The 24,799-nt window shown below is 46.6% G+C and carries 26 protein-coding genes and 1 pseudogene; 26 read left to right on the top strand and 1 reads right to left on the bottom strand.

What is annotated here, in order from left to right:
• The first annotated feature begins 6 nt into the window (after positions 1-6).
• Positions 7-1,569, top strand: coding sequence for an IS66 family transposase (tnpC, locus tag sps_RS05015; RefSeq protein ID WP_077751526.1), 1,563 nt, complete (start codon positions 7-9; stop codon positions 1,567-1,569).
• Positions 1,570-1,603: 34 nt separating this feature from the next.
• On the opposite strand, the pseudogene sps_RS05010 reads toward tnpC, so the two are convergent.
• Positions 1,604-2,566: pseudogene (locus tag sps_RS05010) on the bottom strand (S8 family serine peptidase); the annotation flags it as partial.
• A gap of 168 nt (positions 2,567-2,734) precedes the next feature.
• Between sps_RS05010 and sps_RS05005 the strand changes: the two are divergent.
• The 25 genes from sps_RS05005 (at position 2,735) to sps_RS04885 (ending at position 24,778) form a co-directional block, all read left to right on the top strand.
• Positions 2,735-3,187, top strand: a complete 453-nt coding sequence (locus sps_RS05005) for a hypothetical protein (RefSeq protein WP_077751524.1) — start codon at positions 2,735-2,737, stop codon at positions 3,185-3,187.
• The gene (locus tag sps_RS05000; protein ID WP_077751523.1) at positions 3,184-4,659 is read left to right on the top strand and encodes an EscC/YscC/HrcC family type III secretion system outer membrane ring protein; all 1,476 of its coding nucleotides are present in this window, start codon (positions 3,184-3,186) and stop codon (positions 4,657-4,659) included. The genes sps_RS05005 and sps_RS05000 overlap by 4 nt, the downstream gene beginning before the upstream one ends.
• Before the next feature lies 1 nt (position 4,660).
• Positions 4,661-5,866: a type III secretion system inner membrane ring subunit SctD gene (sctD, locus tag sps_RS04995; RefSeq protein ID WP_077751522.1), complete on the top strand. Its 1,206-nt coding sequence runs from the start codon at positions 4,661-4,663 to the stop codon at positions 5,864-5,866.
• A 10-nt stretch (positions 5,867-5,876) separates the two neighbouring features.
• Positions 5,877-6,068: a hypothetical protein gene (locus sps_RS04990; RefSeq protein WP_077751521.1), complete on the top strand. Its 192-nt coding sequence runs from the start codon at positions 5,877-5,879 to the stop codon at positions 6,066-6,068.
• Positions 6,069-6,169: 101 nt separating this feature from the next.
• Positions 6,170-6,565 (top strand): hypothetical protein, encoded by a 396-nt coding sequence (locus tag sps_RS04985; protein ID WP_077751520.1) that lies wholly within the window; start codon positions 6,170-6,172, stop codon positions 6,563-6,565.
• A gap of 52 nt (positions 6,566-6,617) precedes the next feature.
• Entirely contained in the window at positions 6,618-7,190 is a 573-nt protein-coding gene (sseB, locus tag sps_RS04980; protein WP_077751519.1) for a type III secretion system translocon protein SseB, read from the top strand.
• Between the two features lie 40 nt (positions 7,191-7,230).
• Positions 7,231-8,031, top strand: a complete 801-nt coding sequence (locus sps_RS04975) for a secretion protein EspA (RefSeq protein ID WP_077751518.1) — start codon at positions 7,231-7,233, stop codon at positions 8,029-8,031.
• A 10-nt stretch (positions 8,032-8,041) separates the two neighbouring features.
• The gene (locus sps_RS04970) at positions 8,042-8,512 is read left to right on the top strand and encodes a SycD/LcrH family type III secretion system chaperone (protein ID WP_077751517.1); all 471 of its coding nucleotides are present in this window, start codon (positions 8,042-8,044) and stop codon (positions 8,510-8,512) included.
• Complete coding sequence (locus tag sps_RS04965) at positions 8,502-9,962, top strand: type III secretion system translocon protein (protein ID WP_077751516.1); 1,461 nt, start codon at positions 8,502-8,504, stop codon at positions 9,960-9,962. Before sps_RS04970 ends, sps_RS04965 begins: the two co-directional genes overlap by 11 nt.
• A gap of 12 nt (positions 9,963-9,974) precedes the next feature.
• On the top strand, positions 9,975-10,577 hold the full coding sequence (gene sseD / locus sps_RS04960; RefSeq protein WP_077751515.1) for a type III secretion system translocon protein SseD: 603 nt from the start codon (positions 9,975-9,977) through the stop codon (positions 10,575-10,577).
• A gap of 118 nt (positions 10,578-10,695) precedes the next feature.
• Complete coding sequence (gene sseE / locus sps_RS04955) at positions 10,696-11,079, top strand: type III secretion system effector protein SseE (protein WP_077751514.1); 384 nt, start codon at positions 10,696-10,698, stop codon at positions 11,077-11,079.
• Between the two features lie 41 nt (positions 11,080-11,120).
• Positions 11,121-12,746 (top strand): hypothetical protein, encoded by a 1,626-nt coding sequence (locus sps_RS04950; protein ID WP_077751513.1) that lies wholly within the window; start codon positions 11,121-11,123, stop codon positions 12,744-12,746.
• An 81-nt stretch (positions 12,747-12,827) separates the two neighbouring features.
• Complete coding sequence (locus sps_RS04945) at positions 12,828-13,310, top strand: CesD/SycD/LcrH family type III secretion system chaperone (RefSeq protein ID WP_237157993.1); 483 nt, start codon at positions 12,828-12,830, stop codon at positions 13,308-13,310.
• A 52-nt stretch (positions 13,311-13,362) separates the two neighbouring features.
• Entirely contained in the window at positions 13,363-14,469 is a 1,107-nt protein-coding gene (locus tag sps_RS04940) for a hypothetical protein (protein WP_077751512.1), read from the top strand.
• 88 nt (positions 14,470-14,557) lie between these two features.
• The gene (locus tag sps_RS04935; protein ID WP_077751511.1) at positions 14,558-15,238 is read left to right on the top strand and encodes a hypothetical protein; all 681 of its coding nucleotides are present in this window, start codon (positions 14,558-14,560) and stop codon (positions 15,236-15,238) included.
• 220 nt (positions 15,239-15,458) lie between these two features.
• Entirely contained in the window at positions 15,459-16,157 is a 699-nt protein-coding gene (locus tag sps_RS04930) for a helix-turn-helix domain-containing protein (RefSeq protein WP_077751510.1), read from the top strand.
• A 10-nt stretch (positions 16,158-16,167) separates the two neighbouring features.
• On the top strand, positions 16,168-16,383 hold the full coding sequence (sctF, locus tag sps_RS04925) for a type III secretion system needle filament subunit SctF (RefSeq protein WP_077751509.1): 216 nt from the start codon (positions 16,168-16,170) through the stop codon (positions 16,381-16,383).
• Positions 16,384-16,408: 25 nt separating this feature from the next.
• Positions 16,409-16,726, top strand: coding sequence for an EscG/YscG/SsaH family type III secretion system needle protein co-chaperone (locus sps_RS04920; protein ID WP_237157992.1), 318 nt, complete (start codon positions 16,409-16,411; stop codon positions 16,724-16,726).
• Complete coding sequence (sctI, locus tag sps_RS04915; RefSeq protein WP_077751507.1) at positions 16,707-17,084, top strand: type III secretion system inner rod subunit SctI; 378 nt, start codon at positions 16,707-16,709, stop codon at positions 17,082-17,084. The genes sps_RS04920 and sctI overlap by 20 nt, the downstream gene beginning before the upstream one ends.
• Positions 17,081-17,803, top strand: coding sequence for a type III secretion system inner membrane ring lipoprotein SctJ (sctJ, locus tag sps_RS04910; protein WP_077751506.1), 723 nt, complete (start codon positions 17,081-17,083; stop codon positions 17,801-17,803). The genes sctI and sctJ overlap by 4 nt, the downstream gene beginning before the upstream one ends.
• A 30-nt stretch (positions 17,804-17,833) precedes the next feature.
• Positions 17,834-18,517, top strand: coding sequence for a type III secretion system domain-containing protein (locus sps_RS04905; RefSeq protein ID WP_077751505.1), 684 nt, complete (start codon positions 17,834-17,836; stop codon positions 18,515-18,517).
• A complete protein-coding gene (locus sps_RS04900) occupies positions 18,514-19,173 on the top strand; it encodes a type III secretion protein (RefSeq protein ID WP_077751504.1) in 660 nt (219 codons plus the stop codon). Before sps_RS04905 ends, sps_RS04900 begins: the two co-directional genes overlap by 4 nt.
• Positions 19,174-19,230: 57 nt before the next feature.
• On the top strand, positions 19,231-20,259 hold the full coding sequence (locus sps_RS04895) for a TyeA family type III secretion system gatekeeper subunit (protein WP_077751503.1): 1,029 nt from the start codon (positions 19,231-19,233) through the stop codon (positions 20,257-20,259).
• A 96-nt stretch (positions 20,260-20,355) separates the two neighbouring features.
• Positions 20,356-20,739, top strand: a complete 384-nt coding sequence (gene sicP, locus sps_RS04890; RefSeq protein ID WP_077751502.1) for a chaperone SicP — start codon at positions 20,356-20,358, stop codon at positions 20,737-20,739.
• Between the two features lie 34 nt (positions 20,740-20,773).
• On the top strand, positions 20,774-24,778 hold the full coding sequence (locus sps_RS04885; protein WP_077751501.1) for a type III secretion system effector BopA family protein: 4,005 nt from the start codon (positions 20,774-20,776) through the stop codon (positions 24,776-24,778).
• Positions 24,779-24,799 lie beyond the last annotated feature (21 nt).

Raw genomic sequence — 24,799 nt, 5'->3', positions numbered from 1 at the left:
TCAGCCATGAAAACAACTATCCAGACAGCTTCGTTATCACAAGAAATTGAGCAGCTAAACGCTCAAAATTCTGAGCTGTCTGAAAAAGTGCTCACGCTGCAACAGCAACTCGACTGGTTTAAGCGCCAGTTATTTGGCCGCAAGTCTGAAAAGCTGTTAGAGGATAATCCCAATCAAGAAGTCTTATTTGACCGCCTTGAGTCTGGGGAGCAAGAGCCTGAAGACAAGCAACAGATATCCTATACCCGCTCAGCAAAAAAACGCACCGGCAATGAAGTGAATGACACCGGCTTGCGCTTTGATGACACGGTACCTACTAAGGTTATTGAACTTAAGGCGCCAGAGCTAGAAGGTGACGATGCTGAGCAGTATGAGGTTATCGGTTATAAAGAGACTCATCGCTTGGCTCAACAGCCGGGCAGCTACACCATTCTTATCTACAAGCGTTCCGTCGTCCGTCACAAAACTGAGCATTGCCTTAGCGTACAACCTGCACCCGATAACGTGCTCGACGGGTGTTTTGCTGATGTCTCTGTTATCGCCGGCATCATGGTCGACAAGGGAGTCTATCATTTACCCTTGTATCGCCAGCACCAAAGAATGCTTGATAGCGGCGTTCAGGTCAGCCGGGCTACTCTCATTAACTGGGTAAAACGGGGCATCGAACTGTTAACGCCTATCTACCGAGCTCAGCTACAGCATATCCTCACCAGCTCTACACTGGCCATGGATGAAGTACCGATGAAAGCAGGGCGTAAAGCGAAAGGTAGGATGAAACAGACTTACTTTTGGCCCATCTACGGTGAAGATGATGAAGTCGCCTTCACCTGGTCATCAAGCCGTGGAGCTAAGCACGCCAAGGAACAGTTAACAGGTTTTACCGGTGTACTGCTCAGTGATGGTTACCAGGCTTATACCAATGTGATAAAAGCACTTAATCGTGATAACGAAGCGAACATCATCCATGCCACCTGTTGGGCTCATACTAGGCGCTACTTCGATAAATCTTTACTCATGGAGCCGGAATTGGCTAAAGAGGCCTTAAAGCAAATCGCCGAGCTCTACAAAATCGAAAAACACATCCGCGATAACCTGACCTACAGCGATGAAATCCTCGCTTATCGGCAAAAGTGGAGTGAGCCCATCGTCGATAGCTTCTTCAAATGGCTCTATGACCAACGGCAACGCCCAGAGATTTTACCGAGCAACCCGTTAAGCAAGGCCCTTAGTTATGCACTTGATAGAAAAACAGAACTTAAGGTCTTCTTGAGTTACCCAGCTGTGCCTATCGATACCAATCACTTGGAGCGAGCTTTACGAGTCATACCCATGGGAAGGAAAAATTATCTATTTTGCTGGACCGAACTGGGGGCGGAGCAGTTGGGGATGCTGCAAAGTTTACTGGTTACCTGCCGTCTGCAAGGGATTAATCCTTACACTTACCTCGTCGATGTCCTGCAACGCGTCAGCCAGCAGCCAGCTTCGAAAGTTGAAGAACTCACGCCGCGAGTGTGGAAGACGAAATTTGCCGACAACCCACTCACATCAGATTTGATGCAGACTTCTTAATCTCCTGCAATACCGTCCTATATTGATCGGTTACGAAGGAGGCGTGATCTTTATTGCTGTCTACGGCGCCAACAGACATGACGGCGTCATATGAAGCTGGATAACTGTAGCTATTATCACCGTCATTGCCAGCTGCTGCGATAAGTAATACACCACGCTTATATTGTGCGGTGATGGCCTTTCTTTCTGTGATACTAGGCTCATCGCCGCCTAAACTCATGCTGATCACATTTGCGTCATTGTTGACACAGGTATCTATGGCCTTGATCAGGGAAGATGAGTAACCCCAGCCTGCTTCATTAAACACCTTGATGATATGTATATTGACGTTTTGATTGGGCATGATGCCGACAACGCCCTGATCGTTGGCTATGGCGGCTATGGTTCCAGCAACGTGGGTACCGTGGGCATTATTATGTCCGGGGTCAAACCAGTCATCTGTACCTGAGTCATTTGTGCCGGAGACATTATTGCCACTGAGATCGTTATGGCTGGCATCATAGCCTGAGTCAATAATACAAATCGTGCGATTACCAGTTTGAGTGTCACTTAACAGGGTGGCACCGACAACCTTTTGCCCCCAAGGTAAGGTGTCGTTTAGCAGATGCCTGGAGACATCTTCCTCTACATAATCCACATCAGCACGTAAACTCAGCGCCTGTACGCTTTCTTCATTCAGTTTGGCGGTGTAACCATTGCTGCGGCCTATGCGTATTATCTCGTTTGCAGAGACACTGTTTAAGGCTCTATGTTGAGAGAAAACCTCATTGATGCGTGGTTTGTAAGCCAATATGTTGGCTGTAGATCGTGTTTCTGTCGAGCTGCCGGCATTTTTAAATTTTACTATGTAACGTTTAGGCAGAGGTGAGTGTGACTTAGCATCGGAGTCGAAGGAGTGTTGATCTTGCAACCCGTAGGGAGAGGCTTGAATATTGGCTGAAATCAGCATAGATAAGGCCGACAGGCTGATCGCCATTTTAATTGTGCTTGTTGTCATAGTTCTCTTCTATTTTTGTTAGCGCATATGGTTTTAAGCGAAGCTTTAAAAAACCTGTGACTCGTCATACTAGTTTTCCTCTGCCGTTTTCATATCAGGTGAACTACTGAGTTGTGCCTGCCATCCCCAAGTCTATTTGTCCCTAGTGCTAGTTAAGGTGTTCACCTGATGGGCGCGAAACCCCTTCGATCACATACTGAATCCATGGAGAAGAGCAAAGTGGCTACTCAGATGATAGATAGGTTAGTTAACAGTGGGTTTCTCATGTCGACATTATCCCAAGAGGGAAATTCTTGGTTATTGGCCGAGAGAAAAGCCTATGTCGTGGAACAAGAAACGTCTGCTTCGGTTGGCATAGTGCTTAATGTGTCAATGGAGATGGCACCAGAGTGGATAAACACCGCGAGTCTGGTGCTTGCCGCTTGTGAAGAAGCCAGGGATTGTGGCTTACAGTTTAGAGATAATGCCTGGTTGTTATGGCGTTATTACGATGAAAATCAAGATGATGAATTAGTTTACCAAGGGGTTGTACTACAGCTGGCTATCGCGAGATTTCTTGAAAAAGGGCTAGTTAAACCACTCGATCGTCATCGTGGCTCCATTATCGGGAGGACAGCATGAAGAAACTTATCTGCTTATTACTACTTTTTAATTTAAGCCTGGCCCAGGCAATGCCTTTAACGGCGGTGAAATGGCAAGGCGACCCCTTCATGATGCTCAGTCGCGGCACCGCTTTATCCTCAGTATTACAAGACTTCGGCAGTAATTATGGCGTACCAGTTGTGATCAGTGATCAGGTGACAGATACCTACATAGGTGAGATTCAGAACCAAGATCCTCAACAAGTGATCAAAGAGCTGAGTCGACGTTACGGCCTAGTCTGGTACTACAACAGCGAGGTGCTGTACGTCTATAAAGCGAGTGAGATCACCAATGAAATTTTATCTTTAACCAGCTTGTCGGCGGATAAAGTCAGCCAGTACCTGAAGTCGGCCGGTGTATTGGATGCGGGCGTTTGCAGTATCAAGCCTGTTGCCGGCATCAAGGGTCTGCGGGTGTCAGGTGTACCGGCATGCATTACCAGTGTCATTAAGCTGACCGCGCAACTCGATGCCAGTGCCAAGCACACCTCTGAGACTCGTGAGGCTGTACGGATATATCCCCTCAAATACGCGTCGGCAACCGACTCCGTTTACCAATATCGCAGTCAGTCAGTGAAAATTCCCGGATTAGTCACGGTGCTGAAGGAGATGGATCAAGGTACTCAGGTGGCCAATGCTGTTGCCGGTAATGTGAGTAGTGTCAGCGGCCCAGTCTTTTCCGCCGATCCTCGTCGAAATGCCATTATTGTGCGAGGCAGTGCAAGGGATATGGCGACCTATGGTTCTCTGATTAACCAGTTAGATACTAAGCCCAGTATGATCGAAATTTCGGTTTCTATCATAGATGTGGATACCTCAGATTTTAATCAATTAGGTGTCGATTGGTCGGCCTCAGCCAAGTTAGGCGGTGGCTCTGTGAGTTTCAATAGTGGTGTTAGCAGCGATAACTTTTCCACCGTCATCGGTAATACCGGCAACTTTATGGTGAGGCTCAACGCGCTTGAGAAAAACTCAAAGGCAAAAGTGTTATCCCGCCCCTCTGTGGTCACCCTTAACAATGTACAGGCTGTGTTGGATAAAAATGTCACTTTCTACACCAAGTTAGAGGGTGACAAGGTGGCAAAACTGGAATCGGTTACTACCGGGACTCTGCTTAGGGTTACCCCCAGATTGATAGAAGAGTCGGGTAAACAGCTCGTGATGCTGAACCTGAATATACAAGATGGTCAGCAGAGTCAGTCTGTGAGCAGGAGTGAGCCTTTGCCTCAGGTACAGAGTTCCGAGATATCGACTCAGGCAAGCCTTAAGTCTGGTGAGAGCCTACTTATCGGTGGATTTGTACAGGACAGAGACGAAACCACTGAGAATAAAATCCCATTATTGGGTGATATCCCATTATTGGGTGGCTTGTTCAGAAGTACAGATCACCACACACAAAGTGTGATGCGTCTGTTCCTTATCAAAGCGGAACCTATTAACCAAGGAGATTGATATGTCTTCAAAATACAAGATCTTATGGTTAAACGGTCCCTTGCAGGGGCGGGAGCTATCTCTGCCTCTAGGCTGCATGAGTATTGGTCCAGATGGGGATGTACTCGCGACCTTGGTTGAGTTAAGCCAGCTGGATCTGTGTATCGATGATGCCGGGGTACACCTTCAGAGTGAAGTGTCAACTTGGATCGATGGTAAGCCAGTCGGCAAGTTAGATTTCCTACCATTAGGCCGAGTCATTGAGTTTGCCGGTATCGCTATGGTGCTGGGGGGAGCAGACGATGTGCTTAGGATGCAAGCAATACCTAAGCGGGGGCAATCTAAATCGACAATGTCATATTGGATGCTCGTGATTGCCTCTTTGCTTATCTTCACTTTGCTAATGAGTGTGCTCCTGGTGCCAAGCTCACCGCCACAAACTGTACAGACACCGAGTCAGTGGCTATCACAACAGCTTATCCAAGATGGCCTCAAAGATGTAAGAGCCAGCTGGTCAAGCTCAGGGATTGTCACCTTAAGTGGGTATTGCACTGACGCGCAGCAGATAACGGGTTTCTTCAGTGACCTAAAAAATAACGGGATTTTATTTGTAGATCACACTCAATGCGGCGATCAACTCATCAGTAATGTAAAGGGAGTGCTGTCTCAAAATGGCTTTCCTGATGCGATTGTCGAACTGGGTCATGAACTGGGCAGCGTCAATATCTCTGGAGCTATTCGATCTGGTGAGGCTTGGGATAAGGCGGTCGATGGCTTTAACCACTTACCGGGTCTGTTGAGTTGGCATGTGTCCAATCAAGTTAATAGGCAATTAAAACCCTTGATAGTCAAACTCAGGGAGAAACAACTGCTTAGCGGATTAATGGTGGCACGAGTGAAAAACTCGATTGTGATCACTGGCAAGATTAGTGAGGAGAAGCAGCAGCTGGTCATGAGTGTGGCAAGGCAACTAGAGCAGAGTCACCCGAGCGGATTTAAGTTGGTATTTCAGAATATTCCGGTACGAGACGAACTCGCACAGATGTTAAGTGCGCCGGTTGTTAGCTTTGGAGGTAATGCTAAATCTCCCTTTATTGAGCTCAGCAATGGGATGAGGTTATCGGCCGGAAGCAAATTAGAGAATGGCTTTATGATTAATTACATGAATATTCATGGACTGGATTTAACTCGCGGTGGTGAGTTAATACATATCCCATTAATTTTTTAAGGAGACATCTATGTCAAGAATTACTCAGTTGGAAGATGATATTAAGCAAGGTAATAAAAATCATGAAGGATATCGAACTCGGCTTAAAGAGGTTAGAGCACGAGTGATGTTATTAAAGGGGCAAAATAATGAGTGTGGTTTGGCAGCGGTGAATGCTGCTGAGGAGGTGATAGATATATTGTTCAGTCGTTATGGTCGGTAAACAATTAAATCCAGATGGTCTGACCAGTTATTGTTTGTATTTTGTGTTTTTCGATATTTTCAATAAATAAACCTATTAATATGAGAGTCAAGGAGATAATTATGGATATGTTCAGCGATATTAAATCAGTAATGAATGACCTTAATCAACGTAAAGCCGCTTTGGGTCAACAGCTTAACGAGTTTAAGGAGCTTCAGGTTGAGATCAACCAACTTGTAGAACGATCAGATAAAGATGCCGATGCTATGGCTAAGTTAATAAAGTTAAAAAATGCGTTCCCGGAAGGGTTTGAATTCCAACAGGCTAAGGTGATGAATAAGGTTGATGAATTAGAATCTCACTTTAAAAACTTGGAACAACAATTTAACGTTTTAGGTGAAATAGAATCTGCAGGAGATGCTAATGGAGGAAATGAATTAACTGAGGAGGTGAGTGAAACCGAATTATTAAATAAAGTTAATAATATTAAGCCTAAGAAGGTAAGGAGTTATATGTAGTGTGAATGTTGTTTTTTATCTAAATAACTAATCAATCAATGAGGAAATCATCATGAGTATATCAGTCGCTAATCAAGGTACAAGTATTATTAATTCTCAGCAGCCTGAAGATATTAAAAATCAGATTGCAGCCCGAGGTGATTCAGTACTCTCAGGCGGGATTTCGGTGCTCTATATGTTTATGAACCTGCTCTCAGAGTTGGCCGATGCAAAATATAGCCAGATGCAACAAAAAGCCGATGTTTCCCGCCAGGCGCAGGATATGGCTAATCAAGTCGACGAAGTGATTGCCGAAGTCTCTAAGGGGGATGATAAAGCGACGGGGAAGCTTCCCGATGGTGTCGTTAAATATATGCATGACAATGGTTTTACCATCGACGGTATGACAATCGATAAGTACATGGCCAAGAATGATCCTAACGGTAAGGGGCTAGATAAAGGCAAGTTGCAGGCAGTGAAAGCTTCACTGGAATCTGTGTCAAATCGAGCATCAGACTTCGTGTCCCAATCTCAGTTGCAGCTGCAGAAAATTATGCAGACTTATAACGTCACCGTCAGCCTACTCAACAGTATGCAGACCATGCTCGCTGAGATGAATAAATCCATCGCCCAGAACATACGCTAACTCTGAGCATTAATCTGAATTTCTGTTGGAGGTAGTCATTGTGGATATTACAAATGTTTCAACTCAAGGTACCAGTATCAGCAACTCTCAGGCTCCAGAAGATGTGAAGAACCAGATCGCATCTCGAGGGGACTCAGTGCTCTCGGGCGGCATCGCTGTGCTGTATATGTTTATGAATTTGTTGTCTGAGTTGGCCGATGCCAAATATGGTCAGATGCAACAGAAAGCCGATGTCTCTCGTCAGGCTCAGGATATGGCCAATCGCGTCGATGAGGTGATAGCTCAAGTGTCAAAGGGAGATGATAAGGCCACTGAAAAGTTACCACCTGATGTAATTAAGTATATGAGTGACAACGGTTTTAAAGTCGATGGTATGACTATTGATAATTACCTGAGCAAGAATGAACCCTCGGCAGCTTACCTTAAAAAGTTATTAGGCAAAATTGCTGAAGTGGGTCCACAGGGAATGCAGTCTGCCAGTTGGCAAGACGTGGTCAGCTATATGGATGCTAAGGGCATCAAGGTGGATGGACAAAAGTGCAGCGATTATATTTGGGGCTTGCCTGAGGTGGGACGCCGTTCCTGGCAAAATATCAGTAAAGATCATATGCAGAAGATTGCCGATACTCTCGGTGCTGCGGGTGGCTTAGATAAAGGCAAACTGCAGGCGGTGAAAGCGTCGCTGGAGTCAGTATCGAATCGCGCGTCAGATTTCGTCTCACAATCACAGCTGCAATTGCAAAAAACAATGCAGACCTACAACGTGACCGTCAGCTTACTAAACAGTATGCAGACCATGTTAGCCGAAATGAATAAGTCGATAGCCCAGAACATACGCTAAGGAGCCTAAGATGAAACAGCAAGAATTTGAAGTACTTGAGCATTTTCTTCAGCGAGGGGGTTCCTTACGCATGTTGGCCGATGTGGAGCAGACTGATCTCAATGTCTTATATCAATATGCACTGCAATTGATGGCTTGCCGGGATCAACAAGGGGCAAAACGAATTTTCTACCTCTTAATGCGCATCGATCAGTGGAACTATGACTACTGCTTTTCACTGGGGATATGTTGCCAGCAGCTACATGAACACGAAGAGGCCATCTTCTGTTTGGGGCGAGCAGGCATGATCAAGGTCGATAATCCTTTGCCTGCTTACCATGCGGGATTGAGTTACCTCGCATTAGGGAACAAAGGTTATGCCGAAAAAAGTTTCAATGCCAGTTTACGTTGGTGTCAGGGCCACCCTGAAAGTGGCGACATTGCCGCCAGTGCGCAGCAAGGTTTAGCGGCGCTCACAGAGGAGAATTCTCATGTCAATTAATAGCGTTGTCGAGCGAGGAAGCGAAAACCTTAATGGGAGTTATGGCACGGCGCGAGCTCGGGATGTGGCAAAAGCCAGTTTACCCGATTGGTCTAGGCCTGCGATCTTAAATCAGACCGAACACACTGACTATCACCAAGGTCCAGTGTCGATGAAAGAGGCGGAGAAAGCCCTGCAACGTATCTTAACGCCTTTCTTCGATGGGACAACCAGTGAAGTTAGTGGCAATCACGGCACTGGGCGCACCTTAGCTTCATTAGAAAAATCCTCTATGGATGCCATGGTTTTGATGGCGGCAAATCTAAGCATATCTACGTTTGCCGATACGGCTAATTCAGCCATGAAAGCCAGCAAGATAATGACAGATACCCAAGAGTTTCTTCGTGATAAAAAAGTGAAGGAGTATCAAGAGCAGCTGGCGAAAGCGATAGAGCAATCAGATAAGGCTCAGAAAGGCGGTGTTTTTGGTGCCATCTTCGATTGGATTGTGGGCGCTGTCGAAGCCATTTATGGCGCAATTAAATTAGTCGAAGGGGCATTGCGCTGCGCCGTGGGGGATGTTGCGGGTGGCGCTTTGGAGATAGCTGGCGGCGCTGCATACCTGGCCGCTGGGGTGGCGGGCATGGTTAAGGCCGCGGCAGAAACCGCTATCTTGTGCGGTGCGGATAAGGAGAAGTGCCAAAGCGTTATTGATGTTGCGGGTAAGGTGCAATTGGGCTGTGAAATAGTCGGTATGGCCTTAGACATCTTCCAAGCGGGTCGGGCTATTTCAGCAACACGTTCCATCGCCAAAGGAACCGAAACTGTGATGAAAGAGGCGGCGCCTAAGCTCGTGGAGGGCATAAGTAAAGGTTCATCTGAGGCCGTGACAAGCGTTGCAAAAGAGGTGGGTAAACAGGTCGCCGAACAGGTAACAGATCAAGTGATCGCTAATTTAGGCAAGGGGCTTAAGGAAGCGGCCGAGCAAGGAGGGCGTCAACTCGCCAGCGGGGTGATGGATGCCTTTAGTAAGCAGGCTATCGAGGAGTTGGTGACACGCTCCGTTGAAGAGGTGGGTAAACAAGCGATTAAGAAGGGCATCGCGGTGACCGCCGAAGAGATCTCTAAACAGGTGGTTAAAGAGGTCAGTCACGAAGTGATAAAGACGGCTATCAAGGCCTGTATGTTCACTAGTCTCGATGTGATACGTGCGACGGCTGGAGCCGGAAAGGCCATTACCGAGGGCAGTATTGCCATAGAAAAAGCCAAACTACAGAAGCAGATTGAGGAGCTGATCCTGAAGCAAAATTTTGTCGAGTTTTGTTATGACTGGTACGACAAAGCCAAGGAACAGCAGATGAAAACAGTGAAAGATCTTATTGATAAACAAGGTGATAGTTTAGACGGTGCCAGTAAGGTGATCAGCCAGTCCGGTGCTATACAGGCAAGAATCGCAGGCTCAACAGTATAAGTGAGGTTTACCATGACAGACATGACAACTATTTCAGGCCAGAACCCAACCACAGCGCCTAACACCGCAGATAAGCTTGATGAACTCAATGACAATTGTGGCAGTGACGGTATGGATGCTATCTCTCAGATCAACGATCTGATGCTGAAGTTAGCAGAGATGTTTAAGAAGCTGCGCAACATATTACAGGACTATAACGTCAAGCAACAAGAGCTGGGGTGGAATGTACAAATCGCCTCCATGGATGATAAGCGCGCCGCGATAGATAAGGCCTGTGAATCTGCGATGTGGACTGGCGCACTCGAGATTGCTGGTGGCGTGATAGGCATGGCGGGTGTCGGGTTATCGAGTAAGTTTGGTGATGCGGCAACCCATATGAGTAACGCGTTTGGCAAAGGTATTGAGGGCACAGGCAAACTTGTTGGCGCGGGGATCAGTAAGGAAGCCGAGCTGGATCGTACTATCGCCGAGTTTAAGGCCAGTAATGCCCAGAGCTATCTTAAGGGGGCCAATGAACTTAATGATAAGGCTAAGCAGATCTCAGAGCAGATGCGAGCTTTGATCAAAGACTTGGTGGACCTTCACGGCCGCATAAGCTCTGCCGTGCATAACTAAGCCTATTGAGGTCAGTCACATCATGCCTGGCCTCAACTTTCGGTGACTCAGTTTGGATATTGACTCTAAGTAACGAGTTTAGTGGTTATTGATTAGTGAAACAATTAAGGAGTTCATTATGGATCCGGTCACACAATATTTAGCTCATCAGGGGATAGAGGTGAGCCCAGCTTATTTTGAAACCAGTCAATTTGAGTGGGGCAAGTGTTGGGACTGTCAGCACTGGTCACTGGTTTATCGTGTTGAGGATAGCACCCTCACCATTTGTGATTTTTTCAGCAAAGACAACAATAGCGGCATCAGTAGCGCCGTATCTCAGCTGATTGAACAACTCAAGATCATACGTCGTAAGGTTCCGCAAATTAAACAGATCCGGGGCATGGTTATTTATGATGCAGGCTTACCTGTCCAGCGACTAACTCGCAAGGCTCTGCATGATGTGCTGGTGCAGCAAGGCGCAAAAGAGGTCAATCAAGACGGTAACACTTGGTTGGTGTACTAGCCGAATAATCTTGGTGTTGTAAAGACAAAGAGGTAAGTATTATGGCAATAGAAGTCGCATTAAACCAACAGCATTCCTATCATTTCAATGAAAGTCGTTTAGAGCGAGTATTGACTGCTAAGACCCTGGATGAAGCCAGTAAGATGGGCTTACTGGATAGAATTGTTGATTGGTTTCGAGGTGGAGTAAAACGTGAAGCGATCGAAGGCCTTTATGACCAAATAGCACAACCAGGTCATTTGACATCACCTCAGGTCGCACAGCGATTTTCAGCTTTACGAAGTCTGGTTACGGAGGAGCATTTGCCGAAGTTCTCGATGAATGTGAACGATAATGGTGAACGATGGGGGATGTCGTTGGCCATAGATGGGCACAATATTTATCAAACACCTACCAGTGACATAGATAGTCAATTTTATCAAGTTTGTGCCGTAAAAACTGCCATGGTTGCCAGGGACGATCTGGATAAAATGTCATCGTCTCTAACCCTTGAGAAATATATTGAAGGTAACATCCAATGTATGTCCGATGACGTAGAGGTTCAACAGTATTTACGTCAAAAATTAGATGATTCTCGATTTAGTGCAAAGCATTTTACGGGTATTGAAGAGCATGACGCTGATCCCGCTAAGTTTGTGGCCAAATTTGGTGATGCTCATCTGGAGTTTTCTAATAGGTCACCGACAAATGGGGAGCTTAGGGCTGAATATCTTAAAGATGCTTTATGTGCCGGTAATTACACTCATTTACGTACTTTGGCGGCAAAGGGATTCTTAACTGGCAGTGATAACTCGCTTCGTTACGCCGTGACCCCGGCTCGCTATGAGTTACTCAATTTAGTCGGGGAGCAGGGAATGAGAGATGAGGGACTCGCTAGAGTCTTGTATCTGGCCAAAGTGGGTAACACCAATTTAGGTGAATTGTTTAATCTTCCTGAGCCATTGGAAGCTGAAATAGATGATCTGGATGATTTTATGCTATGTGGTCACGATCTTGATATTGAATCTTTACCTGCAGATGTATATGCCGATGAGGCAATATTTTATCAAGGATTAGGCCAGCATCAAACGACGACCATAGGTGAGACTTGCTCTGCACTGATGTCACAAGACCTTGGGAAAGGACTTCAATTTTTGGCGGAAAAGGTTAACCCACACAAGCTAGTAGGTGGGTTGAATAATGCCTTTGATTATCTTATAGGGCGAAATTCAGGTGCTATAGCCTTGCGCAACTGTATTACTTGCGCCAAAGCCGTAGATGCTAATTTGGGATTGATGCTTGCTAAGCAGCAAGATAATACAACACCTTTGCAGTTTTGGGATGCGACGGATACTGGAGAAGGGGTGATGATTCAAACGACAACTAAGAGCCACACAGTCGGATTAGTATCAGATCAATCTCTATCTTCCCTGTTAAGAGCGGAACTGGCACCAGAGAGTCGAGCCATCATTTTTGTCCCTGTAAGTGAAAGTAATGACTCTCATGCAATGAACTTACTTCATTTTAAATCGGGTCAAGCTTATCTCGTTGATGGCCAAAATGGAAAATTTTATGACCTGCAAAATCATGCCGATGTGATTCAACTCGACAGTCAATATAGTGCGAATGGCCGTGATATTGCGCCAGTGACTATACATATGACAGGTGCCTTGTCCCATTACCAATAATATTCATTTCATGCTGATACCCATTTCCTGATGCCTTTCTGAGTGGTGAGGCATCAGGGAATAGACCTTTAAGGAGAACATATGAATGCGCAAGTGATTAAATCAAATATAGATTTTGACAAGTTAGAGGCGAATCTACAATTGGCATTGGTGGACCAAATAACCTTAGCCGAAATGGCGGGACTCACCAGCCAAGATTTAGAAGTGATATATGACTCGGGGCAGAATAAATATCAAGCCGGTTTTCCAGCTCAAGCCATAGTGGATTTTACCTACTTAGTGATGCATCAGCCCTGGGACCGACGCTTCCATATGGCACTGGCATCGACATTACACTGGTTAGGCGAGTTTCAACATGCACTTACTTTTTATGGCTATGCCTTAGTCATGGATGCCTGTGATCCCGGTGCGTCTTTTCGGATCGCCCAATGCTTATTGAGTTTAGATGAGGAGTCGGCGGCAATAGAAGCACTGCAAACCGCGATCACACAAAGTTTTAGCCATCCTGAACACCATGAGGTAGGTGTACAGGCGCAGGAATTACTGACCAAGCTTAACCACTGATCTGGTCTCGGTGCCAGCATCACTCAATTTATTGTCATCAATGAGGTTTGTTATGAATGAGCTATCTCAAGTATCCCTGTCCTCCCCAAGTTTGAGGGGGCTAGATCTAGTCAGCTCCTCTAAGGCTTTACCTAAGGGGGAACTTTTCAGGTTTAATCCCGACCAGGTTCCGTTACCGTCGGCTAATTCGGGTCTGACAGGAGACATTAGCACTAAGGTGCAACAGACTCGGGATGAGGCAACACTCGCCGATACTGAGGCTAAAAAGCTAGGTGTTGATATCGCCAAGTCTGGTTTTTTTGCGAAATTGGGATCATTAGCCCTAACTGGGGTCGCTTTAGGGGTGTCGATTGCGGCGACCGTACTGACAGGCGGCGCAGGATTACCTCTGCTTATCGCCTCTGGTGTGGCATTTACCCTAGCGGTGGCAGACGCTGGATGTGCATTTGCTGATTGGCGAAGTAAGGCGGGGGGCGGAGAGGGACTAGCCATGGGGGGCGATGCTATTGCCAATGGCGTCAATGCTCTTCTGGGTAAGATGGGGGTCGCCGATGACAAGGCGCAGTGGTGGGGCAAGGCTGTCTCGATCACCTCCCGCGTCGCGTTAACCGTAGGCACCCTATGGAGTGCGATTATCACACCAGCATCACTACCAGGAAGTATCGCTGGCACAGTTAGCATGGTAAATATTGCCCGTAAAAGTGCGGGGCCCGTTGTTACCGGTATTGCCGACCTAGCCAAAGAGGCCCCGACGAACAAGGCCGCTAAGTTGAAATCTGAGTCACAGGAGAAATTGCTGTCGGCAAGGGGGCTCGAGGCCAATGAACATCAATTTAAGGCTCAGCAAGGCAGGCAGGAGATAAGTGATCTAGGGTCACGTTTAAAAAAGAGTGAAGCCAATACCAAGGACGCGATGTTCGATGCCGAGATGCGGACTAAACAGAGTGAACAGCGCCAAAGAAGTAATGACGATCTCAGGAGTCAATTGGTAAACAAAGACAGCAAGATTGCCAGTATGGAAGAGCAACTTGCGCAATTAAATGAACACTTCAGTCATTCAAAGGATGAGTTAAGCGGTGTTATGCAACAACTTAAAGTATTACAGCAGAAATTAGCCGAGAGTGTCCAGGTGCCACGGCCAAGGTTTAACAGTATTTAATCGAGATCAACAAGTGCTTGAGTACCGATATTTACTGACGCCAACGGGCGTCAGTTTTTTTAGAAAATAAACTTAATATAGGAAATATATGGTCACCGACAAGATTGCGACTTCTGCTTTTGTACCCATGTTAAATATACGATGTGCAATACGCTTAACGCCGGAGCAAGCAGCAGAGAAACGCTCGGGGATACGAGATAGGCAAGTACAGGTGTTAAGTGATCAGCTATGGTTAGCGCGAGACGGTGATAACTTGGTGGCTAAAGCCTGTCACTCTGCATTCAAAGAAATGGGGTGTAAAGGCGATAAAGCCGTAGCGGCTAAGCAACATATGCTTAGCTATGGAGCACTCAAGTTAGACAGACTCGTGAGTAATGGCAGTTCATTGGCGGATCCTGTGAATAATAAGTGGGTATTGTCTAAGCTTGCCGGAGCGCTCGACATGACAAGGGCCAGTGCGGGAAAGAGTGCATTGGAAAGTGCTGCTAGGGTTATTGTCGATAAAGCTCAGTTGGATCGGGTGGAGCATGACTCTCCTGAGATAAAAAAAGCGGTACGGGATAAGTTGACCCTAAAATTACTCGATTGTTTAACTCATGAAATGAATTTAGTTGTTAATCAACACATTGAAAAAAATGGGTTATCGGCTAATGATGGTCACCTTTTTACCTCTCATTACATAGATCACAAAGTTTATGATGAACTTCTGTTACTTAAACAGACTAAAAGTCGAGACAACTTACTTGCAGTAAGTATAGGACTCGTCTGATCTTCTCTAGTAAATAGTCACTACTAAGTACCGAATGTCCGCTGTGATATCGACGTTCGGTCTTTAGCCCATCTTCAAATAATTTCTTCAAAGGCGCCAGCTAATCGGACCGTTGCCAGTATTAAAATGACGGTGAGGCGATCTCAGGTTTACACCTGATGCCAAAGCACTTAGGCATGTTTCACAATGAATCATAGTTTGCAGTAAAAGGGTTATCCACATGAGTGAGATACAGATTGTTTTGTTTAGACAAGCAGGCAACATTAATTATCAAGGCAATACCTTAGCCATCGCAAGCGACCAACTTGTGGTGACCACAGGCGAAGCCAGAGTGTCTAAGGCTGATCGTGGCACTAGGCTCAATCTGTTTTGTTATCCCGGCGAATTACACGCTTTATATCACGAGGTGGTGGACTTGATCTGTCCCTGTGATCATATCAAGCCATTTAACATCATTCCCATCAAGGTTATGCCGGTATTTGCTGAGTTAAGTAATGTGATCGAACAGCTTAACGGTAATCGCAGCCTCTTGATGAAGTTTATTTTTATCTATTGCCTGGGCATGGATAACCAGTATTTTTCCGGACTATTACGTTACTTCTTGGCTCATAACAACAAGATGCTGAGTTATCTGGAGAATAATTTTATGCAGCCCTGGTCGGTGACCCGCTTTGCCGAAGATTTAGAGATTGAGGTGCGTAAACTTAATTTCTTTTTTTACAAAAATTACGGTGTTTCAGCTAAGCAGTGGTTGTTGGAGCGGCGCTTGAATTATGCCCGCCAGCAACTTTTAGAGACAGAGAAAAAAGTTACCGATATCGCCGTGGACAGTGGCTTCAGTAATCATTCTCATTTTACCGAGTCATTTAAGAAGCGTTATCTGTGTAGCCCCAAGATAATGCGTTCTACATTGGCCTAAGGAGGTTGTTATGGATTTAAGCGCTATCGTCAATCAGCTGTCTCAGCTATCGACACGTTCGGCTCAAGAGGTACAGGCCAAGATGTCTGCAGGAGATCTTAACGATCCGGACAAGATGATAAAGGCACAATTTGCCATGCAGCAGTATTCCAATTTTGTGTCCTATGAGAGTGCGATGATCAAGGCTGTCAAAGACATGATTCAGGGCATCATTTCTAAAATTTAGATCCATTTATACCTGGGAGGGCATCATGAAAAGTGAAGATAAGCAGTTACTCGTAGAGGCCGCTATTGCTGCATCTAACCATGGTCTGAATAAACAAGCTTATGCCTTGTTGGCCATTTTTCCAGAATTAATTCAAGACGAAGAGGACAGGCGGATCTGTACCAGCGTGATCTATTTTGCCCTTAAGGAACAAGCTAAGGCATTGCGTGAGCTTAAATCATGTCACAGCGATGCGGCTCAAGGCTTGCGATTCTTATTCTCGGGTGCGGGACCTATCGATGGACGCAGTGAACTGATTTGCCACATGTTAACCGGAGGCCAAAATGGAAATTCAAAGTGTTAGCCAGCTCGCTAAGGCAGCTGCAGAACAAGCCAGTAAGCCCGATGCGGTAGAAACCGATGCAGGTTTAGCCGATAAGTTTTCTCAGTTGATGCAGCTTGGTACGCCGGCCATCAGCCAGGCGGCGAATCAGGTCACGCAAGTGGGAACCAGTGAGCCTTTGATGAAGGCGGCGAATATGATGCACCAGACTGGGAAGCCTCAGCCCTTAACTGGTGCTATAGAGGGCATTAACCCCTCACCTGAGGCCATGCTTGCCAGTCAAATGTTGATGGGCAAAGCCATTGTTGAGGTAGATCTGGCGGCGAAAACCGCTGGCGCCTTGTCCCAATCCATTAATAAATTGGTGAATATGCAATGAAATATCTTAAGTGGTCTCTGTTATTTCTAGTGCTGATGCTCAGTGGTTGTCGGGTAGATCTGTTTCGGGATATTCCACAGGATGAGGCTAATCAGATGGTGGCGCTCTTGATGTTAAATCATATCGATGCCAGTGCCGAAGCCGATCAAAAAACCGGTAATATCACCTTGAGGATAGAGAAAGATCAGTTTATTAATGCGGTTGAGTTACTTCGGCAGAACGGTTTTCCTAAGCCCCACTATTCCAATATTGAGGATCTGTTTCCCTCGGGTCAGTTAGTGACTTCACCCGCTCAAGAGGAGGCCAAAATGGGTTACCTCAAGGAGCAGCAACTCGAGCGAACGCTGTCGAGTATGGATGGGGTGATCAGCGCCCGAGTGTCTATAGCCGAAACAACGCCGGAAACTAACAGTCAAGTGCCTCAGGAAAAGTCGGCGTCGGTTTATATTAAATATTCGCCCCAGGCTAACTTATCCAATTCGGAAAATCAGATTAAGAGTTTGATCCAAAATTCGGTTCCGGGTTTAAGTTTCGAGCATATTAGTGTCTATCTTCAGGCATCGAGTTATCGCTATCAGCCAATTGTTCAACCAACAACACACACAGGTTTAAGCCTGTTCTCGACTGAGCTAGAGCAATACAAATTACCCATAGTGATCAGTTTGTCAGGGATTTTTCTTATGAGCCTAGGCGGCATGTGGTGGATGAGGCGGAAATAACAGAGGCTGGCACAATGAGGAGCATGCACCATGAGTCATCATGTATCAAAAATAAATGTGCCGTCGGAAACATCGACCGCCGATAGGGTGAGTGGTGGAATGATAAGCCAGGAGTTTAAGGCATTTAATCGTCTCGTTTGGCAGCCTGTATCGAGCATGCACCCGAGTTGGTGGCAGGCATTGGCTTTGAAGGGCTGGCAGGATAAATACCAAGCCAATACTGAGCTCGCTAGGCGCATAGAGACCTTAGTTGTAAGGCGTTATGGACTTGCTGAGAGGGTATTGCCCACTCATCTGGATGTTCAGCAACAAGCTGTGCTTGGCATGAGATTTAAAATCGAGGCTATAGTGACCGTTTTAGGCCTGTTTTATCTTAATACTCCCGAGTATTTGTCGTTACGGATTTATCGTGATGCGCTCGCTTACGTATTAACATCCGCTCAAATTCAACAGGCTTGGGCCATCTGGCCCCAAAGGCCGACTCGGGAAATGAGGCTACAGCTATCAGTTATCCCCCCTGATAAGTTACTAGAACGAGCTCAAGCAGTCGGGGTAACCCTTATTGCGAGTCAATGGCAAGAGGATCCGCTCTGGTTAGCTTTGGCATTGATGTTGCCTTCTGCTCGTCTAGAGCTTTCAGATTTACAGGCCTATCAGCCAACTGGGGAGGTAAACATACCCAGATGGCTATCAAGACTGGAGCGATTATTATGAATCCATTTTTAATAAAGGTACAAACCTGCGGGATTTCGAGGAAGGGGCCCAACTGGGTCTGCGGCACTGAGCTTGTTCGCGCCGCATCGGTCACGACTCTGGAACAAGATGCGCGACGCAGAATAGCCCAAATAATTAAAAAAGCTAGAAAACAGAGGGATGAGGCGAAAAAACGTGCAGAAGAGATACTAGAACAAGCCTGTGAACAGGCTGAGTTTTTACGGACTCAATGGCAAAAAGAGGCCAAAGATCAGGCCATCACAGAGGCGATTAATTGGCATTTTGATGAGGCACAATTGACTCAAGCCGTGATGGATAACTTAAAAGCGAGTATAGCGGGTCAGATTAAGTCAGTGCTTAAAGCCTGGACTTTAGAGCAAGAGCCGTCTCCCTTCTTGATTAAACGACTCTCTGATCAGGTCAGCGAACGGGTGGGGCTGGAAGCGGTTTCCCTGCTAGTGGCGGCTGATGATTATGAGGCGATGGCACTGGCTTTCGAGGGACGGATGAATGTGGAGGTATCTTCTGGCTTATTGTCAGGACAAGCAGAATTAAGCTCTACTTCTCTCACTGCCAGAGTCGATCTGGCTGAACACCTTGATCTACTACTGGAGACATTTGTAACAGAGTCCCGAATAAAGAGTGTCGGGACCTGAGTGAATAGACTGAAGCAGTCGATGAAAATCGGCTCAGATGAATTTAAGGAGTGAGTTATGGTTAGAGTCGATGGCGCCAGCTCTGTGGATTTTCATCAGGCACAGGAGCCCCATGGGAGCGGGACTCAAGTGAGCCCTGCAACTAATGTTATGGCGATGGCGGCGGCTGAGTTAGCCGAAGTTCGCGCCGAAGCGTTAGAGGAGACAATGGAAGGCTTGAGTTTGGGTTTGAGCAGTCACCTGAAAAAAATTAATCAGGGAAAAGAGCCGGAAGATCTAAGGTTTGCCGCATTAGCTAACTTGATGAAGCAACTTGGTGATGAGCAATCCACCACAGTGAACAAGTTAGTGGAGCAATTTGCCAGTCTGGGAGATGGTGATCGGATCTTATCTCAACTGAAACAATCTGGAATGGATAGTGGCAGTGTGATGTTACTTATGATGGCCTTAGTCATGTCAGGGAAACTCGGCCAAGCGGCACTCAAAAAACTTAAGCAAGCCTTGAAAGAGCTGCTGGCTCAAGAGGGGGCTGAAATTGCGTTATTTGCAGCCATGGAAGGTTTACCTTTAGATCATGCTGGTCTGCACGCCCTGACACAGATGTATCAGCAAGCCGCGAGAGGCAATGCAGGCCTGGCTAAGTGGTTTGATATGCTGAGACATCTGCCCGAACGTCGTAAAAAGATCCGTGTGTTACTGCGGGCTTTGTCGGATCCACTCAATGACCAGACAGCGGCTAGAAACATGGTCAAACTGGTTGCTGTGGTCGAAGATCTGCGCCGTTTACTCATCTTTCTTACCTTAGAGGAACATTGCAATCTATTGGGGCGAGCGACCCAGATCGATGGCGATGAGGTACTTAACATCAGTTTACAGCTTATCGAGCAAGCCTGGGTTTATCCTCAATGGCTCGAAGAGCGGATCTGCCACTTACCATTATTACCCGCTAGACGATTAGGTTTTTTACGTCGATGGCGCGAATTAGTGACCATAGTACCGCTGGATTGCTTTAGGGATCCGGAACAGAAAGAGCATGTGGAAGAAGCCATGATGGGTCTGTTGGATAAATGGTGCGATCAGGAATAGAGCTAAAAAAGTTCAGTTAAGGTGTATACCTGATATCCATTGAAGCCAGGAGGGGGCAAAATTCATACGAGTTTACCATGAACAGAGTGGGAGATAATGATGAATCAAGATGAACTGTTATTGAACCAAGTCGGTCAGTCCTTAGGTCTGCCTCTAACCTTTGATTCTAACGAGCAATGCTTGTTGATGTTAGATAACAAATTAATGATTTCAATTCATTACCAGGATGACCTGTGGACTTTTTACTGCATGCTAGCCCAAGTATCCAACCACGAGGAGGCACAATATTGGCGTTTGTGTTTGCAGCTCAACTTGGTTTTAGCGGAGCAGGGAATGGGGCGCATCAGTTATGACATAGACTCAGAATCTTTACTATATCTCATGAGTTTGCCCATGCCTACAACGCCAGATTTGGTGACAGAGTTTATAGAACACTTGATTGATAGCTATGAAAGTGTTCAGGCAAGACTCAGTGAGTGAGTTCTAAGGTCAAAATAGTTAGGGGGAGAAGAGCATGGCAATTGAAATGAATGCGTTTAACGAGGCGGCCAAATTACATGGCCGTCTGGCACTTGCCGATAATGTAAGTGGTGCTCCGACGATCATCGCCGCCAGAGAGGGGTTTAAGGAGAAGCTACTTAGCATGCTTAACCACGTCCCCTTGCTGAAAGATACCCGGGCGGTGAAAGAATATGTGAGTGCATTATCAGTCGATAACCGACAATTGCTGGGTGTTTTTCTCCATGCATTGGCGAGCCGTTATGGTAATCAAGTGGCCATGGGTATATCGGAAAATTTAGACTTATCCGGTCATAGCCCATTGAATGCTAGGATCATTGAGCGGGTCACCACAGAGGCTGATGGACTACACTCCCTGATCATTGATCGTCAAGCTAATCTGAGTGAGGAGTCGGGTGAATCAAGGGCTCTTGATGGCACAGATGCGCTGGTTCGGCGGCAAGAGAGTTCAGGCGCACGTTCACTCTCTCATCAGGGAGAAGTGAGTAGACCATCAGTCATTGAAATAGGTACTCATTTAGATATTCCCAAATCTCATGTTTCGGCCCCTAAACATGAGTTTAGTGAGTCAGCCTTAGTGTTATCTAAGGTAAGTGTCAGCTTTAGGGATTTACAGAGCAAAGAACTTGTAGAGCCGCTCAATATGCCCAAGGGGCAAACTTGGTTAGCCTCTTGGGTGTACTCTGAAGCTGAGCCGATAAAGACGCTACAGCAAGAGGTGAAGGATTTTAATCAGCTATTGAGCCGGATTAATCTGTCCGCGGGTGTCGATGAACTGAGCTTAGCTGAAGATATACTTGCCGATCCAGTAGAGCTGTCACGGCGCCCAAAAAGGCTCGAAACTGACTTGAATACACTGAATAAAACCTTAGTGGTTTTGAAGCAGTCCGCATTAAATATGCCTCAGGAATATCGGGAACAGGTGGCGCCATTACTGCTCTCAATTGACAAACAGGAGCAGGTTTGTGAGGGACTCATCGCAGCGACTAAAGGGTTTTCAACGGCCTTATCGGATACGGCGGCAATACGTCAAGATATCGCTAAGTTTAACGCTCAGTTACCCATGAAATTACTGGCTAAATTATCCTCATCTCAACAGCTTAGCTGCTATCAGATGTTCGCTCCTTTCATGGCCTATTCAGCCAAGGTCGCACAAGAAAGTGATTCTCAGGCACAAGAGCCTGCAGCAGCCATGGGAAAACACCTGACTGAGTTTATGTCTAAAGGGAGTGAGAAACTAAATGAAACCTTGCCTGATGTTAAAACGTTAGTGCAATGCGTATCACTGATCCAGGCACAATCGGCATCATTATCCGCTTCTGTGTCAACTGCTGAACAAGCTCATCAAGATCTGAACGATCTAGAGTCGGCGCAACAATTTGTCAGTGAGGTGTTAGTCGAAGCAAAGAATCTACATGACGCTAAGATGGAGAGTCTGGCACAAGTACTTCAACTGAAAGAAAAATCCAGAGATGTGAATCAAAGCGCCGTTCAGCTCACCCACTTGCTGCGTCAAGCTCAATTGATAGATCCTAAAATCGCCGAGGCCGAGGACAACACCTATGCTTCCCTGTTGTATTTGGGGGGCCAAGAGGTGTTGGCTAAAGGTAATACTCTGGTATTTGATGAGCCTGTGCTGATAGACGAGCTAAATCTAGTCGAAGGCATAACTGCTGACATAACTCAGAACGCCAATCTTCCCCATGTATCTCAGCTTGCCAAAGAGGTGTTACAGGCCCAGCATAAGCTTGCGTGGCATAGAGGTATAAGCTCGGTGAGCCACAGTCCGAATAATCAACAAAATATCGATTTAGATCAAGATATTGCTCATCTAAGGTTGGCGTCAGAAATAACCCAAAATAAGACAGCCTATCTGAGTTTTATAAGTGATCGTCAACCTATGTGTGAGGCTTATCATGGGGCCTTAGTAAGCCTGATTGCATCGCTACCCGAGGGACAGGTTAGTGAGCAGTTAGTGGTGCTGTTGGACTCTGTTAAGCAGGAGCGAGATGCAAATGGCGCATTGTTCACTGCCATAGAGGCACAGCAAAAGGCAGAAGATACCTTGGTCGTTAGCGGAAATCAAAACAGACGGTTATTAACCATGAGTCAAGAACTCACGGTTTTTGCTCAAGAGATGAAAGTTGAAAGAGCCAGGGTAAATTTACAGGAGTATTTAGCTTTCCTGCCAGATCTGAAATCGAATAATGCACAGGTTCGTGAGTTAACCGAGCAGAAACAGATACTGACTGAACGAGTTTCCACTCGTGAACACTATCTTAAGGATTTATACGGATCCAATTGGAAGACAAAATTAACCGATCCACAATTGAGCTCCCCTGAATTACGAGCCTATCTCAATGAGTCTGCTCAGTTAACTCTGGTGCTGAGCAAATTGTCCACATGTGATGATAAGTATGAGGCCTGTTTACTCCAGCTTAAGCAGAGTGCTTTACAAGCACAAAAGCAGGGCGGCTATCCGGATCAGGGGGTCTCGACCAGTGCCGAGGCTTGGCAGAGCTGGATGGTACAAAAATTTGTAGGCTCTTGGTCTGGTCAATATCGCCCTAGCATGGAAGCGCTGATCCTCGAACGCCAATTAGCGAAGAATAACATGAGTAATATGGGAGAAGCCTATCTTGCATTGGCCAAAACGGTAAAAGGGTCTGCTCATTCGCTTAATCCTATGTCGGCCGTGACATCTTTGGCTTCGCCTAAGGGGATGGCATCGGCCCTTGGTGACTTGCATAACTGGTCGATGTCACATCCCATTGAAGCCAGGGAGTTGGCGGGAAACCTTACCCATGCGTATAACATCATCATGGCTAATCCCGGCACTTTCGGTCAGGAGCTAGTCAATACAGTTAAAACGGTATGGCAAGCGGGAACGGTTAAAAATCAGGTCAATGATATTTTAAACGGAACGCGTGAGGAGCTGCCTGATAAGGCAAATTTCTCCATGACTCCTGAGATGATAGCCCTGTTACATATGGCTCAAATGGCACCTTATGTTGCGGGAGGAGCCAAAGGGGCGGTAAATACCGGTATAGGCGGACCCGCATTAACTCGTGTATTTACCATGATGCTCCCGGGGGCGGGCGTCGCGGCGCCGGTTGTCGGCTTGGTAGGAGGCTTACTGCAGACCTGGTCTGAAGGGCAATTGGCCAAGCAGATGAGCGGTTATCGCAGCACCGAAGTCATGGTTAACGCACTGATAAAAGGAATGCAGGCCGACGGTGGGCTCGCGGCGCGCGGCAAAGCTGTGGCTGGCTATATGGTTCAGCGTCAGGCGTTACAAGAGGTTGGCACATTAGCTCGTGATAGTTTCGAAGTGGGTAAACTTGGGGCCATGAAACGCTTTATCTCCGATGGACTCAGTTGGTGGAAACATGCGACCCCGGGGGCGAAAGTCTTTGCTGTGGTCACCACGCTTGTGGCAACGGTGGGCCTATCTGCAGCGGCTGTAGCGGCTACGCTGTTGACCTTAGGCACTGGTGGGTTGGGCATTGTGGCCGCTGTGGGTCTAGGAGCTTGCGGTGCAGCCTTAGGCGGACTCTTAGCCAGAGGCTTTCGAACAAGCCTTTTGGATAGCAATTTCCTCGGGATGGGGGACACGGCGCGTCAAGTGGAGAGAGATATGACGAGCCAGAGGATAGAACTGGCCTTGGCTCGTCTAGGGAAAAATTCTCTACCAGAGGATGCGGACAGGAGCAACACACTCGGTGAATTGCTGTCTCTAGAGTCATCAGAGCAGCAAACTCGTTTGCGAGAGCGCTTAACCAACGCGCTTGTCACGCTTGAACCTGGGGAGCAAGCCGAAATGTTCTCTCATCTGATGACAAATCATGCCCAGATAAAAGGGGCTGATTTGGACAATAGGCACACTCACCAGCGTGAAAGTGTGATTGAAGCAGCGCAAACACACTTGCAAGGCTTGGGCGTATCTAAGGAGGAGTTGTTGTTGTGTATGGCTGAGGTCGATAATGCCTTAGCGTCTTAATATGGTGCCATTGAAGAAGGG

Source organism: Shewanella psychrophila (genome assembly GCF_002005305.1).
In the GTDB taxonomy this organism is placed as follows: Bacteria; Pseudomonadota; Gammaproteobacteria; order Enterobacterales; family Shewanellaceae; genus Shewanella; species Shewanella psychrophila.
This window is presented reverse-complemented; position numbering and strand designations above follow the sequence as displayed.

Excerpts from the sequence above, each read along its gene's own strand:
- sps_RS05005 (WP_077751524.1), top strand. The coding sequence starts at position 2,735 with ATGGGCGCGAAACCCCTTCGATCACATACTGAATCCATGGAGAAGAGC.
- sctJ (WP_077751506.1), top strand. The coding sequence starts at position 17,081 with ATGAAATATCTTAAGTGGTCTCTGTTATTTCTAGTGCTGATGCTCAGT.
- sseB (WP_077751519.1), top strand. The coding sequence starts at position 6,618 with ATGAGTATATCAGTCGCTAATCAAGGTACAAGTATTATTAATTCTCAG.
- sps_RS04950 (WP_077751513.1), top strand. The coding sequence starts at position 11,121 with ATGGCAATAGAAGTCGCATTAAACCAACAGCATTCCTATCATTTCAAT.
- sps_RS04885 (WP_077751501.1), top strand. The coding sequence starts at position 20,774 with ATGGCAATTGAAATGAATGCGTTTAACGAGGCGGCCAAATTACATGGC.
- sctD (WP_077751522.1), top strand. The coding sequence starts at position 4,661 with ATGTCTTCAAAATACAAGATCTTATGGTTAAACGGTCCCTTGCAGGGG.
- sseE (WP_077751514.1), top strand. The coding sequence starts at position 10,696 with ATGGATCCGGTCACACAATATTTAGCTCATCAGGGGATAGAGGTGAGC.
- sctI (WP_077751507.1), top strand. The coding sequence starts at position 16,707 with ATGGAAATTCAAAGTGTTAGCCAGCTCGCTAAGGCAGCTGCAGAACAA.
- tnpC (WP_077751526.1), top strand. The coding sequence starts at position 7 with ATGAAAACAACTATCCAGACAGCTTCGTTATCACAAGAAATTGAGCAG.
- sicP (WP_077751502.1), top strand. The coding sequence starts at position 20,356 with ATGATGAATCAAGATGAACTGTTATTGAACCAAGTCGGTCAGTCCTTA.
- sps_RS04945 (WP_237157993.1), top strand. The coding sequence starts at position 12,828 with ATGAATGCGCAAGTGATTAAATCAAATATAGATTTTGACAAGTTAGAG.
- sps_RS04965 (WP_077751516.1), top strand. The coding sequence starts at position 8,502 with ATGTCAATTAATAGCGTTGTCGAGCGAGGAAGCGAAAACCTTAATGGG.
- sctF (WP_077751509.1), top strand. The coding sequence starts at position 16,168 with ATGGATTTAAGCGCTATCGTCAATCAGCTGTCTCAGCTATCGACACGT.
- sps_RS04970 (WP_077751517.1), top strand. The coding sequence starts at position 8,042 with ATGAAACAGCAAGAATTTGAAGTACTTGAGCATTTTCTTCAGCGAGGG.
- sps_RS05000 (WP_077751523.1), top strand. The coding sequence starts at position 3,184 with ATGAAGAAACTTATCTGCTTATTACTACTTTTTAATTTAAGCCTGGCC.
- sps_RS04990 (WP_077751521.1), top strand. The coding sequence starts at position 5,877 with ATGTCAAGAATTACTCAGTTGGAAGATGATATTAAGCAAGGTAATAAA.
- sps_RS04905 (WP_077751505.1), top strand. The coding sequence starts at position 17,834 with ATGAGTCATCATGTATCAAAAATAAATGTGCCGTCGGAAACATCGACC.
- sps_RS04930 (WP_077751510.1), top strand. The coding sequence starts at position 15,459 with ATGAGTGAGATACAGATTGTTTTGTTTAGACAAGCAGGCAACATTAAT.
- sps_RS04935 (WP_077751511.1), top strand. The coding sequence starts at position 14,558 with ATGGTCACCGACAAGATTGCGACTTCTGCTTTTGTACCCATGTTAAAT.
- sps_RS04920 (WP_237157992.1), top strand. The coding sequence starts at position 16,409 with ATGAAAAGTGAAGATAAGCAGTTACTCGTAGAGGCCGCTATTGCTGCA.
- sps_RS04900 (WP_077751504.1), top strand. The coding sequence starts at position 18,514 with ATGAATCCATTTTTAATAAAGGTACAAACCTGCGGGATTTCGAGGAAG.
- sps_RS04940 (WP_077751512.1), top strand. The coding sequence starts at position 13,363 with ATGAATGAGCTATCTCAAGTATCCCTGTCCTCCCCAAGTTTGAGGGGG.
- sps_RS04985 (WP_077751520.1), top strand. The coding sequence starts at position 6,170 with ATGGATATGTTCAGCGATATTAAATCAGTAATGAATGACCTTAATCAA.
- sseD (WP_077751515.1), top strand. The coding sequence starts at position 9,975 with ATGACAGACATGACAACTATTTCAGGCCAGAACCCAACCACAGCGCCT.
- sps_RS04895 (WP_077751503.1), top strand. The coding sequence starts at position 19,231 with ATGGTTAGAGTCGATGGCGCCAGCTCTGTGGATTTTCATCAGGCACAG.